Annotated in this window: 8 protein-coding genes; all 8 read left to right on the top strand. The window is 35.0% G+C overall.

Translation table 11 applies throughout. The features are described from left to right. The first annotated feature begins 211 nt into the window (after positions 1 to 211). Complete coding sequence (locus tag ACXAHM_RS09265) at positions 212 to 1,624, top strand: sulfatase-like hydrolase/transferase (protein ID WP_474960150.1); 1,413 nt, start codon at positions 212 to 214, stop codon at positions 1,622 to 1,624. Next, entirely contained in the window at positions 1,588 to 3,951 is a 2,364-nt protein-coding gene (locus ACXAHM_RS09260; RefSeq protein ID WP_474960149.1) for a glycoside hydrolase family 3 N-terminal domain-containing protein, read from the top strand. The genes ACXAHM_RS09265 and ACXAHM_RS09260 overlap by 37 nt, the downstream gene beginning before the upstream one ends. A gap of 212 nt (positions 3,952 to 4,163) precedes the next feature. Beyond that, positions 4,164 to 5,624: a sulfatase gene (locus ACXAHM_RS09255; RefSeq protein WP_474960148.1), complete on the top strand. Its 1,461-nt coding sequence runs from the start codon at positions 4,164 to 4,166 to the stop codon at positions 5,622 to 5,624. Positions 5,625 to 5,750: 126 nt separating this feature from the next. Continuing rightward, complete coding sequence (locus ACXAHM_RS09250; protein WP_474960147.1) at positions 5,751 to 8,237, top strand: polysaccharide lyase family 8 super-sandwich domain-containing protein; 2,487 nt, start codon at positions 5,751 to 5,753, stop codon at positions 8,235 to 8,237. Between the two features lie 4 nt (positions 8,238 to 8,241). After that, positions 8,242 to 9,972: a sulfatase-like hydrolase/transferase gene (locus ACXAHM_RS09245; protein ID WP_474960146.1), complete on the top strand. Its 1,731-nt coding sequence runs from the start codon at positions 8,242 to 8,244 to the stop codon at positions 9,970 to 9,972. 288 nt (positions 9,973 to 10,260) lie between these two features. Further along, positions 10,261 to 11,544, top strand: coding sequence for a hypothetical protein (locus ACXAHM_RS09240; protein WP_474960145.1), 1,284 nt, complete (start codon positions 10,261 to 10,263; stop codon positions 11,542 to 11,544). 378 nt (positions 11,545 to 11,922) lie between these two features. Next, positions 11,923 to 13,278, top strand: coding sequence for a sulfatase (locus ACXAHM_RS09235; protein WP_474960144.1), 1,356 nt, complete (start codon positions 11,923 to 11,925; stop codon positions 13,276 to 13,278). Positions 13,279 to 13,484: 206 nt separating this feature from the next. Next, positions 13,485 to 14,810, top strand: a complete 1,326-nt coding sequence (locus tag ACXAHM_RS09230; protein WP_474960143.1) for a hypothetical protein — start codon at positions 13,485 to 13,487, stop codon at positions 14,808 to 14,810. The last annotated feature ends 53 nt before the right edge of the window (positions 14,811 to 14,863 follow it).

The following is a 14,863-nucleotide window of genomic DNA, read 5'->3' as shown; positions in this document are numbered from 1 at the left end:
CGGTTCAATTTAACAAAAAGGAGGTACTCGTTGGAATGCCTTCTTTTTGTGTTTACAAGAGAGGAATATCTCTAAATAGAAGAAGTGGAAATATTGAAAAAGTACTATTGATTTTACAATTAATGATATATAGACGATGCACTGTAGACAAGTCAAGTCTACATCACTCTATATTATTGTAGACTGATTTAGAAAGGAAATAACATAAACGATGTTGAAAACAAAAGTATGGATGGTGATAGTATTTACGATATCTACCATCCAAAGCATATACGCTCAGGAAAAATCGCAAAAACCGAACTTGATAGTAATCATGGCTGATGATTTGGGCTATAAAGATGTTGGTTTCCATGGATGTGAAGACATTCCAACACCAAACATAGACCGAATAGCGAACGATGGAGTGAAGTTTACAAATGCCTATACTTCTTATGCAGTTTGTGGCCCAAGTAGAGCTGGATTTATTACAGGTAGGTACCAACAGCGATTTGGTTTTGAAAGAAACCCTCAATATAGACCGAAAGAACCAAAAATGGGACTTCCCCAGGAGGAGAAAACTATTGCAGAAGCATTAGATCAGGTAGGATATTATTCTGGTGTAGTAGGAAAGTGGCATTTAGGTGCTCATAAATCAAATTTCCCAACAAATAGAGGTTTCGATGAATTTTTTGGTCATCTAGGGGGTGGTCATTTTTATTTCCCAAATCAATTAACACTTATAGATGATAGCGAACTTGAGAAGGATGACGAAGAAGAGGAAAGTTACCGAACATGGATTACTCACAATGAAAAACCTGTAAAAACAGAAAAATACCTAACAGATGAATTCTCGGATTATGCGGTTGATTTTGTGAGTAGAAACCAAGATAAACCTTTCTTCTTATATCTATCTTACAATGCTCCTCATACACCACTTCAAGCAAAAAAAGAAGATATCGCCAAGTTCGATCATATTACCGATGAGAAGAGAAAAATTTATGCTGCTATGGTTAGTTGCCTAGACCAAGGTGTGGGAAGACTGTTAGATAAATTAGAGGAATTAGACTTAGATGATAATACAATTATATTTTTCTTATCAGATAATGGTGGTCCTGCAAAAAGTCATTCAGACAATACTCCACTGAGAGGTAGAAAAGGAAGCCCATTTGAAGGAGGTTTTAGAGTACCTTTTGCAATGAGATGGCCTGCCCAATTAAAAGCAAACCAAACGTATGATGCACCAGTATCATCTTTAGATATTTTGGCTACAATTGGAGCTATTAATGATGTACCAGTGGATTCATCAAAGCCATTAGACGGTGTTAATCTAGTTCCTTATATCAAGGGAGAAGCAAAAGGTATTCCTCATGATATGATCTATTTGCGAATGTATGATGCAGGGCATTGGGTTGTTAGAGAAGGAGATTATAAATATATGTACAATAAGTCGGGATGGACACAATTGTATAATCTAAGTGAGGATCTAGGAGAAACAAATAACATAGCGAAGCAAAATCCTGAAATTGTAAAAAAAATGGATAAGATCCGTTTAAAATGGGATGCAGAATTAATGGACCCAACTTTTCTAGGATTGGTACACACTAAAAAATGGGTGGAAAAACTAAAGAAGAAAAAATCAAAATAAACATAATGGCAATGACGATAGTAAAAAACTTTTTAATCTTTATTACCCTGTTTTTGTTAGGATGTCAATCAGAAAAGTTTTCAGATAAAATAGTCTACTTAGATCCCAACGCGACTGTGGAAGACAGAGTAAATGATCTGATGGGCAGAATGACTTTAGAAGAAAAAGTGGCTCAGATGTGTCAGTATGTTGGCGTTGAACATATCAAGAAAGCAGAGAAACATCTGAGTAAAGAAGATTTGGAAAAAAGTGACTCACATGGGTTTTATCCAGGTCTTCACTCTTCTGAAATTAGTAAGATGGTGGAAGAAGGAATGATCGGTTCTTTCCTGCATGTTTTGAGTAGAGAAGAGGCAAATCATCTTCAGCAATTAGCACAGAAAAGTAGACTGAAAATTCCACTATTGATTGGTATTGATGCGATTCATGGTACTGGGTTAATGCATGGAGCAACCATCTACCCTTCACCTATTGGATTAGCAAGTACATGGGAACCTGAAATAGCAAATCAAGTAGCTACTGAAACGGCAAAAGAAATGAGAGCTACAGGTTCACATTGGGCATTCTCTCCAAATATTGATCTAGCCAGAGACCCTCGATGGGGTAGAGTAGGTGAAACATTCGGAGAAGATCCACTATTGGTATCTGATATGGGAGTTGCCATGATTAATGGTTTACAACAAGGTGATTTTACAGGTGATGAAAAGGTGTTGGCTTGTGCCAAACATTTAGTAGGCGGTGGAGAGTCGATCAATGGACTAAATGCAGCTCCTACCGAAATGTCAGAGCGTACATTAAGAGAATTGCATTTGCCCTCTTTTCAAGCAGCAGTAGATGCAGGGTGTTATACCATCATGGCCGCACATAATGAAATCAATAGAATACCTTGTCATGCCAACAAATGGTTGATGACCGATTTGATGAGGGATGAATTGGGTTTTGATGGCTTTTACGTAAGTGATTGGAGAGATATTGAACGTCTAAACTATTTGCATAAAATTGCAAAGGATCAGAAAGAGGCTAGTTTTATTACTGTCAAAGCAGGAATGGATATGCACATGCATGGACCAGGTTTTATGGAACCAGTACTGGAGTTAATCAAAGAAGGCAAGCTGACGGAAGAACGTATCGATCAGAGTGCGAGAAGAATATTAGAAGCGAAATTTAGGTTAGGACTCTTTGAGAATAATCAAGTAACAGAAGAACTCTATCAGAAAACATTGTTCTCTGAAGCACATCAAAAAACAGCATTAGAAGCAGCACAGAAGTCTATTGTTTTATTAAAGAACAATGGGATTTTACCACTTAAGAAAGGCAAATACAAGAATATCTTTGTGACTGGACCGCTTGCCGATAATCATAAACTACTAGGAGATTGGGTATTTGCACAGCCTGAAGATAAAGTGACTACTGTATTGGAAGGATTGAAAAAGGTAGATCCAAAAGCCAACTTCTCGGTATTTGATTACAAGTGGGATTTTAATAAATCGTACGGAGATCAAGTTTCTAAAGCAGTAGCACAAGCAAAAAAAGCAGAGTTAGCGATCGTTGTTGTAGGTGAAAACTCAGTAAGATGGAATAAAAGAGCAGAAAGGTCATGCGGAGAAAACTTTGATAGAGATAACTTGCAACTACCTGGTTCGCAACAAGAATTGATAGAAGCATTGCAAAAAACAGGAGTACCAGTAGTTGTCGTTTTCATTAACGGACGACCACTAGCAACCACTTGGATTGATGAAAATGTACCTGCTATCCTTGAAGCATGGGAGCCAGGAAGTTTTGGAGGTCAAGCCATCGCAGACGTTTTGTATGGTGAAGTAAATCCTTCAGGAAAAATGCCTATATCTGTAACTAGAAATGTAGGACAGATCAAAACATTTTACAATCATCAACCTTCACATTACAAACAAAACTATGCTGGAAGTAAAACCGGTGCTCTTTATTCTTTTGGTTATGGTTTATCTTACAGTCAATTTGAATTTAGTGAACCAATACTTTCTGATACACTAATTAATGCTGATGAATCATTGTCAGTTACTATTAATGTGAAAAATACTTCAGACATTGATGGTGAAGAAGTGGTACAGCTTTATTTAAGAGATCAATTCTCTTCAGTAGCTCGACCTGTGAAAGAATTGAAGGGCTATGAAAAAATAGCATTAAAAGCAGGAGAGTCGAAAAAGGTGTCTTTTGCCATTACTCCAGAGATGTTATCCTTCTTAGATGTGGATATGAAACGCATCGTAGAATCGGGTGCTTTTACGGTAATGGTAGGCAACTCTTCTAGAGATGAGGATCTAAAAACAGTGGAGTTTAGAGTGAATTGATAATGTCCCTCTCATCAGCCCACGACTTAAGTCGTGGGCTGATGAGAGGGATTGCGATATAAAAAAATCTACTTACCATGTTTCAAGTGTTCAGTGCTAGCGTCACTTGGAACTGCTAATTGGCGAAGTCTCCTGACTTCTCAGAAGTATTATCACAAGTGATGCCTATCGGCTAAACACTTGGGATATAAAAATGAAAAAACAAGCAACAAATGAAATACGTTCACCTAATTACAACCTTAATCTTACTGACATCTTTCAGCAGTTGTACAAAGAAAGAAACACTACAAAAACCAAATGTATTGTTGTTATATATGGATGACTTACGTCCTGAGTTGGCAACATACGGACACAAACAAATTCTATCACCGAATATCGATAGGTTAGCAGATGAAGGTATTCAATTTAATCAAGCTTATTGTAATGTTTCGGTCTGTGGTGCATCAAGAGCGAGTATGCTAACGGGGATGTATCCTGCAAAAAACTATTTTATAAACTACGCAACGAGAGTAGACAAAGAGAAACCGAACATAACAACACTTCCAGGAATTTTTAAGAAGAATGGTTACCGAACAATATCAAACGGAAAGGTTTTTCACCATCTAGATGATAAGTGGAACGACTGGGATAAAGTGTGGCGACCTTACGCATTTGAAGCTAATGATCAAGGACTTTCACCGATTGACTATTGGCAGTCTTTATGGAGAGATTATCTATTACCTGAGAATGCAAAAGTTTATAAAGAGACCAATAAAGGACCATCACATGAGGCTGCTCCTGTAGAAGACAACGCCTATATTGATGGTATAATGACGGATAAGGTAATCAGTGATATTGAAAAACTAAGTCATACTGATGAACCATTTTTATTAACAGCAGGCTTTATTTCTAATCATTTACCATTTAATGCCCCTAAAAAATATTGGGATCTGTATGAGAGAGATTCCCTCAAGCAACCTTACAATAACTTTTTACCTAAAGATGCTCCAAAAGTTTCTTACAGCTATTGGGGAGAGATGAGAGCTTATACCGACATCCCAAGAAAAGGACAAGTAAGTGATAGTACCGCAATCAATTTGATTCATGGTTATTATGCTACTGTAAGTTATGTAGATGCTTTAATTGGGAAGATTTTGAAGAAGTTAGAATCATCAAATTTAAAAGATAATACTATTGTGATTTTAGTGTCTGATCATGGTTACAATCTTCAAGAACATACTTTTTGGGCAAAGTTCAATAGTTATAAAATCACTGAAAGAGTTCCTTTTATTATTTCTACTCCATTTGGCCTTCGAGGAAAGCAAACAAATGCATTGGTAGAATTGGTGGACCTATACCCTACACTTATTGATCTATGTCATCTAACCAAACCATCTCATAGATTGGATGGAGAGAGTTTGGTGACAATTCTTGATAAACCAACTCTAGAAGGGAAAGATTATATCTTTATGAAAAATAAAAATGGGTTTTCTATTAAAACAAAAAAAGGATGTTATACTGATTTTATTGATTTAGATCAACAACAACCCATCGCTTCTATGTATTATGATCATATCAAGGATCCTGATGAAAATAGTAATGTAGTAAGTGACCCGACATACAAAGAGGAAATCAGTAGATTGAAGACAATTTTATATTCAAATTTTAAGGAAAATATGGAAGGAGGAAGGTAAACAAATAGCTGTAAAATTGAAAAGTGATGTCTACAGTAATTGATTTTATTTCTTTAAATAATCAATTATTGTAGACATTATTTGTATGTAATACTCTTCTAATAGAAGAATAATAACACAAATGAAATGAAGAGATATTACTATACAATTATATTGCTTTTACTTTCATACATTGCTTCTGCTCAAGTAGATGTTGTGGAAGAGCGACTTTATGAAATGGCTTTAAATAGTGCTATTCCTGCTAAAGTTACGGTGAAATTTAATGACTGGAGTGCAAATAAGCACATGACCAACATGCAAGACAATGGAAGTTGGAGTGACATTACTTATGGTTATTATAAAAGACCACCCGTACCTTCATTAGATCACGCAAAGAGGTTTTATCAAATTATCATGTCTTATGCTAATCCAGAAAGTAAATATTACCACAATGCAGAATGGAAAGTAAAGATTATGAAGTCAGCAGATTTTTTTCTAGCCAATTGGGTAGAATCAGGTCATTGGCATACGAATGAGGTAGAAATGGTGTCTCATTGGTACCCCGCTATACTGTTAATGAAAACAGGAGATGAATTTGGCTTTACTGATGAACAAATTAAAAGCTATGTTGCGATAAGAGATTATACTGACAAACCAGATATGTCAGGGGTAAATAAGATATATGTCAACCAACCTAATTTATTTAAAGCAGCAATTGAAGAAAATGAAACTTGGATTCAACGCTCATTGGATAGTATTGCAATAGTAGCACAAGTGATGCCTGGAAAAGAGGAAGGATTAAAAGCAGATATGAGTTGGCATCAACATGAAGAATTAGTTTATTTTAAGGGGTACGGCTCAAAGTTCATTACTATGGAATTGGCATTTTTCAATTTAGCTAGTGGTACGGAGTATGCCTTTGATGATGAGACAACCACTATTTTAGAATCATATCTGCTAGATGGTACTCAATGGGTCATTCAGAATGCTTCATACGATTATGGTGTAAATGGTCGACAAGTAGTGTTGTATAGTCATAATTCTTCTGAAATTTTATCATCGATAAAAGATATGATAGCAGCAGGATCACCTCGTGCAGCAGAGTTACAAGTAATGGCCAATCATATTGAAGGAGATAAGACAACTGTAACAGGTAATAAGAACTTCTGGATCAGTGATATGTCTGTACAAAGAGGTGAAGGATGGTATGTCTCGATTAGAAATACGTCAAATAAAAGTGTGTCAACAGAGACAATCCAAGGGGAAAATATTCGAAATGCTTATCAAGGATTGGGGAGTAAATGTATAATGATAGATGGTACAGAATATACTGATATTTTTCATGCCTATGATTGGACTAGGGTACCAGGGACTACATTTGAACAAGGAAGAAATTCTAAAACGAAGAGCTGGATCATGACGCCTCCTTTTGAGTTTGCAGGCGGTGTATCAAACGGTAGATATGGACTTACCGTCTATGATCAAAACTTGGAAGAAGGAGTAAATGAATTGCATTTGAAAAATACAGATATTGTACCTGTAGCAGCAAGAAAGCTAGACTTAATGACATCAGAAGGAGTCTATAGTATCGGGGGAGGAATATCTGCAACAGCTACCAATAGCGTATTAACTAATATCAACCAATGTAACTCAGATGGAGAGGTAAGTTTTGACGATAATGGTACTGTGAAAACATTAAACACAGACCAAGAATCGTTCAATAATTTAAAATGGGTACATCATGATGGAGTGGGGTATTATTTCCCATCTTCTCAATCTGTAACTGTGGCGAATAAAGTACAAACAGGTAAGGAAAGTGATGTGAATACAAAAGGGTCTGATGATCTGGTTGAAAGAAATGTTTTTAGTGTTTGGGTAGATCATGGAAGTACACCTTCTGATGATACTTATGAATATATCATTCTTCCAGGAACTTCAACAGATGACTTAAAAGAATGGGAAAATACCTATACTACATTACAAAATGATGATAAAATTCAAGCCGTAAGTTTCGGTAAAGAAAACGTTTATGGTGTGGCATTTTATGAAGGAAATGAAACGATTTCTTTAAATGACAGTGTATCTGTATCTTCAGATAAGCGTTGTTTATTATTAATTGAACAAACAGAAGAATCTATTTTTGTGTCTGTATCAGATCCATCAAGAGAGTTGATAGGACAAGTGAATATTACCATTTCTATGGAGTTGAAAGGTGATCATGTTAGTACTGATGGTAATGGTCATAGTGTGTTGAGTTTCGATATGCCAGAAGAAGATTTTGCTGGATCAAGTGTAACTCAAGAATATACGCTGGCAGTATTAGACCAAGAAGAAGAGGAAGAAACACCAAACGAAGAAGAGGAAACGCCAGATGATGAAGATGAGGTATTGAGTGTTGATGACCTGGCAAATAAGCTATTTATCTACCCTAATCCTTTTGAAGGAGAGGTGAACCTTGCAGGTATTAAGGAGCCAACAAATTATACTGTATCAAATATTAATGGTAGAATACTTCAAGAAGGAGTATTGCTCCAAAATGGCAAAATCAGCTTATTAGATCTTCCTAAAGGGATCTATTTTATAGCACTTGTTACTTCTAATAATAAACACGTAGTACGATTGATTAAAAAATAAAAATATGAAGTGGTTTTCTTTTATCATTGGCTTTTTTATATCACTTTCTCTTTCTGCACAAGACAAAGATACGCCTACAATTAAAAATGTACTATTTGTCATGATAGATGATTTTAGATTACAAGCAGGTGTGTATGGTAATGAGGAAATGATAACACCTACTATGGATAAACTAGGTGATGAAGCGGTAGTTTTCAATCGGGCATATTGTCAAGTGCCAACTTGTGGAGCATCAAGAGTAAGTATGCTGACAGGACTTTATCCCACAAAGGATCGTTTCTTGAATTACCAATCAAGCCATGATGTTGATGCCCCAGATGTTCCCGGATTGGGGATGTGGTTGAAATCAAATGGGTTTACGACAAGATCAATTGGTAAGATTTATCACAGTATGAATGATGAATTGGAGGCGTGGAGTAGTGCACCAACTCGTCCAAAATCTAAAAATAGTAAAGGTTTGGATTATCTGACGACTGAGGCACATGAATTACTCTCGAAGGGTGAAAAACATGGTCCTGCTTATGAAATGGCTGATGTAGGTGATTATGAATATACTGATGGATTAGTAGTGAAAGAGGCAATCGATGTTTTAAAGGAATTAGCAGAGGATGATGCACCGTTTTTCTTGGCTGTAGGATTAAAAAAACCGCACCTACCATTCAATGCTCCCAAAAAGTATTGGGATATGTACGATAGGGCTTCTATACAATTGGCAGACAATCCTTGGACTCCTGTAAATGCACCTATTAACGGCATTTATAAAAGCCCTTCTAATCCAGATGTGTTTTATTCAACAGAATTAAGACCTTATAAAGGTATTCCTGAAGAGGGGCAAGTGGATGATGAATTAGCAAAAACTTTAAAACATGGTTATTTTGCTTGTGTAACCTATGCAGATAAACTCATTGGAGATCTGTTTGATGAGTTAGAACGTTTACAACTGGAAGAAAATACAGTAGTAGTGGTAGTTAGTGATCATGGATTTCACCTTGGAGAACATGGCTTCTGGGGGAAACATTGCACTTATAATACGACGTTAAATACTCCTTTGATCATTAAGGCTCCAGGAAAAAAACAAGGTGTAAAAACAGAAGCTATCACTGAATTGATAGATATTTATCCTACAATATGTGATTTAGTTGGAGTAGATCAACCTGATCATTTGCAAGGTAAAAGTTTTACATCAGTGCTAAGTGATCCAACAATTCGCCATAAAAATGGAGCGTATTCGAGATATATTAGAGGAGAAACGTTAACAACTGACCAATATATATTTACAGAATATACTGATTGGAAAGGAGATCATTTATCGTATATGATGTATGATTTAATAAACGACCCAAAAGAAAACATCAATATTGCAGACCTTCCTGAAAATGACAGTATCACTAATGTCTTGAAAGCCTCTTTAGAGTTATACCAGAAAGAAGAGTTTGATAAAATCACACATCCATCCGATACAAGTTCAAACCCTAAGGATGAGGTACTATCTACTCGAATAAATGATGGATCACTTGTTCTTGTATATCCTAACCCATTTAAAGATAAGATTACATTAAAAGGGATTAATGGACCTGTAAATTACAGCCTAATGAGTATTCATGGAAATGTTTTGAGAGCTGGAATAACAGATTCTGATAAGGTATTAAATGTTGCATCATTATCACAGGGAGTATATTATTTACAACTCACAACAGCAGAGAGAAGACATGTAGTGAAGTTGATCAAACGTTAATTAAAGAGGAGTAATATTTAATATAATTATCAACTTCATTGTGTAGACAAAACAACACTAATACACTCTTAAATAATAGAACTACTTATAAGCAGCGATACTATCAGATATAATAGTGTTATGTGTGACTATGTATAAATGAACCAGAGAGGAATTATCACTTGAAAAGTAAAATAAATTTATTCTCTGGTTTCGTTTTTTTATTCAATATCATTTTCTAAATGAGTTAGTAAAAAATACAATTTTCAAAAGAGTAGTTTGCTATTTTTTTTAAAAAACTTGATAATCATGAAACAGATTTATTGGAATAAATGCATCTTGATTCTTTTATGGTCTTTCCTAATATCATGTAAGGGTGATGAAGTAGATATCCTTCTTGAAAGTGAAGAAGAACTGAACTGTGAAAACGCATGGAAATCCGAACAAAAAATCGAAGCTCCAGAATATGATAGCTTTGAACTTCCTGCAGTGGGTGAAACATTTAATGATCCTGTATTCTGTACTGAAGTAAAAAGGCTGACAGCCGATCAAAGCATTCAAGGATTTAATGGTGAACGAGCAATGTTTAGTCCAGATGATAAGTATTTTGTAGTACAGGTGAAGGGTGGAGTACGATTATTTGATGGTTTGTCAGGAGATATAATAGAAGACCTTCCGATAGGAGGAGATAAAGGACAAAGATTGAGATGGTCTAGAGTAGATCATTTATTGTACCATGAAGGAAAAGAACTTTTAGAATTCAATGTCCAAACAAAAGCAGTGACAGTTTTACATACTTTTGAGCGTGATTTAGGATCTGGTCCAAATAACAGAAACCTTGGTGGTGGAGATGCAAATGATTTAGATGATAACAAGGAATGGATAGTTCTTAATCATGGAGATATATTTTTTGCTTTTAATATCAAAACCAAGGAAAAAGGTCCTGAAAAAAACATGAATAGATCAGGGTTCGATTATCTAACAATTAGCCCAAGTGGTAAGTACATCGTAGCAAATATGAGAGATGCAAATCCCCAAAGTTTTGTAAGATGGAATAGAGACTGGTCAGATGAATATCAATTTTTCCCAAATTCTTGCCATAGTGACCTTTATGCGATTGATGGTGAAGATTATTTCTTAGGCAAAAGAGGATTAAGTGGAGACTACTATAATTGGTTAAAAGCAAATGATGTAGAAAATACTAATAGTATTGTTTCTGTAAAACTATCAGATGGGTCTGCAAATGAAATTCTGACACAAACGCAATATGGAGAACAGATGTTTTCTGCTGTTGGTGGATCAGGAAATAGAATGGCAGTTGTTGCTATTGAAAGTAATGGATATAATCCTAAAGATACAGGGTGGGGACGATATAATGGTGAAATCGTATTACTTGGTTTAGATGGTAGTACACCAACACGAAGATTGGTACATCATAGAGCAAGACCAACCAATGGTACTAAACATAATTTTGAAGATCAGCCTGAAGCTTGGATAAACCATGCTGGAACTAGAGTCTTTTTTAGAAGTAACATGGCAAATTACAGCGAGGAAGGTAAACATGATCTTTATATGATCATGTTGGATAAATAAATGTATATAAAGTAACGTTACAAGTAATTGTATTATCGATATTGAGGGCTAAAAAAACGATTAGATTCCCTTAAAAAAGGAGTGGAGAATATCATTTTAAGAGAAATATCCATATTCAAAATAAATGGATATTTCTCTTTTTTTAATGACTACTGTAGTTGAAATATATACGTAAAGTAGGGGAGTGATTGGTTTCAGAGAAAAAATTTAAACATTAGATGATAAGTTGTAGACACATCATTCATCCTAAACTCTTCTATGTAAAACAGTATATAATTTAAGATTAATTTTAGTATGAATTTAGTAATGAATAGATTAGGTAATCTGGGCAATATATTACTTGTGTTGGCATTAATAATTGGTACAAACTCTGTATCTATGGCACAATCAAAAGACAAACCCAATGTATTGTTTATCATGATCGATGATTTAAAACCTGCATTAGGGTGTTATGGGCATACACAAGTAATATCTCCTAATATTGATAAGTTAGCATCAGAGAGTGTGATGTTTACTAGAGCTTATGCAAGCGTACCAACTTGTGGTGCTTCAAGAGCTAGTTTATTAAGTGGTATGTCTCCTACACAAGCGAGGTTCAAGAATGCAAAGGCGACAGTAGATGTAGATGCACCGAATGCTAAAACACTACCTCAAATTTTTAAAGAAAATGGCTATACTACGATTAGTAATGGTAAGGTATTCCATACTAAAATGGATAAATATAAAGAGTCGTGGTCTAAGAAACCTTGGAGAGTAGCAGAGACTCCGGAATCAAAAAAGGCAAAAGGGGCATTACTCCCAGAAACCTATAAGGGAAAACAATTAAAATTAGCCGAGCAAGCTGATGTTGATGACTTCGCTTACGAGGATGGACAAACCTTAAAAAGAAGTATTGAAGACTTACGTAAATTAAAGAAAAGTGGTGATCCTTTCTTTTTAGCTTGTGGTTTTAAGAAGCCTCATTTACCCTTGTATGCACCCAAAAAATATTGGGATATGTATGAAAGAGATGAAATTCAAATTGCTACGAACCGTTACTTTCCAAAAGATGGGTTCAATAAATACAAAGCATATAACATTGTAGATGATAATACTTGGAAATTTGACTTAGGCAAAAAGGTAAAAAGAAATAGTGAAAAACACCATCGCTTAGTTCGTCATGGCTACTATGCGTGTACAAGTTATATTGATCAATTGGTAGGCTACTTATTAGAAGAATTGGAAGCATTAGATCTTGATAAGAATACTATCGTTGTACTTTGGGGAGATCATGGTCATATGAACGGTGAGCATGAATTATTCGGTAAGCATAAAACATTAGATGGAGGGGTAAGAATTCCTTTTATGATTCGATTACCTGAAGTTAGAGATGCGCGAACAACAGATGCACTTTTTGAATCAATAGATGTATTTCCAACATTATGTGAAATGGCAAATGTGCCTGCTCCAACAAATCAGTTGCATGGTAAAAGTTTTGTTCCACTGTTAGAAAAGAAGACTGATATAATTAAAAACAGTGTTTATACAAGGTATCATGCAGCAGAAACTGTCATTACAGACAGATATGCCTACACAAGATTTAAAACGAAAGAAGAAATGCTTTTTGATTATAAAACAGATCCAGAAGAAAATCAAAATGTAGCTGCTTATCCAGAATATAAAGAGGTGTTGGATGAGATGAGAGTATTATTAGATCAAAGAATTGAAGCAGCGAAAGTAGATGGTATTCAATAATTAAAATAATATAGGCAACTTAAAAAGTAAGGTTTCATGATGAATAATGAAGCCTTATTTTCTTTTTTACAAAATAAATAATCAATATTTCTGAACATTTGTAGACAAAATAGCACCTGCCTTCTCCTACTGTTAATCTGACATTTTTTTATAAACACTGGTTACGATGAAATGTAAGTTATCTAGAATTAATTATTTTAATTATAATGAATAAATTGAAGTTATTTTGGTTTATATTTTTTATAGCTTTTGTATGTTCTTGTAAAGAAAACTCGCTTGAACCTTTTATAACACCAACACCTCCAAACATAGAGGAAGAAACGGAAGAGCCTGAACTTATTGTTTGTGATAATTTAGGGTTATCAAAAGATATATTAGAAGCTCCTGATTATGATACATTCGTACCACCTGCTGCAGGTCAATCATTTCATGACCCAGTATTCTGTACAGAAATCATAAGATTGACTGATGACCAAAGTATTACAGGCTCAAATGGAGAACGAGCCATGTTTAGTCCTGATGATAAATATTTTGTAGTGATGGTAGGAAGAGAGGATGATAGAAAAATGCGTTTGTTTGATGGAGTTACTGGAGCTTTTATTGAGGATTTTAATGCTAGCAATAAAAGGGGACATGTTTTTCGATGGTCTAGAGAAGATCATTTGATGTTTCCTGTAGGGAATGAGCTACGTGAAATTAATGTATTGACAAAAGAAGAGACTGTTTTATATACTTTTGAAAAAACGTTAGGACAAGAAAGTGGTTGGGGATGGTTAGCAGGTGGCGATGGAAACGACTTTGATGATAACAAAGAGTGGATAATGCTCTCATTTGAGGATATTTATTTTGCCTTTAATATTAAAACTAAAGAGAAGGGTCCAGAAAAAGACCTTTCAGATTATGGAGTAGATTATTTGACGATAAGTCCAAGTGGTAAATATATAATAGGTGATCTTAGAGATATTTCTCCTCAAAAACATGTAAGATGGGATAAAGATTGGCAGAATGAAACAGCATTTTTCCCTAACTCATGTCACAGTGATTTGTATCAAATTAATGGGGTAGATTATTTCTTAGGTAAAAGAGGTCATAAAGATCAGCCAGAGTCTTGGCTAGCAGCAAATAATGTGAGTAATAAAAATAGTATTGTATCAGTTAGGGTATCCGACGGAAAGGTAATGGAAGAAGTTTTACCTTTAACTCAATATGGAGAGCAGATGTTTTCAGCTGTTGGTGGATCAGGAAATAGAATGGCTGTAGTTGCAATTGAAAGTAATGGTTACTCTCCTGGAGAAGAAGGATGGGGAGTATGTTCTGGTGAGATTGTATTACTAGGATTAGATGATAATACTGTCACTAGAAGATTAGTACATCATAGAGCAAGACCATCTGATAGTAATTTTAAACATATTTTTAATGATCAACCTGAGGCTTGGATAAATCATGCAGGTACAAGAGTTTTCTTTAGAAGTAATATGGCCAATTATACTGAAGAAGGAAAGAATGATCTTTATATGATTAAATTGGATTAAACACCTGAATACTAATGTTGAAATAAACTTACCTGGAGTGTTGGTGCATCAAG

The sequence above is a fragment of the Flammeovirga sp. AWQ4_249 genome (genome assembly GCF_056161045.1).
This window is presented reverse-complemented; position numbering and strand designations above follow the sequence as displayed.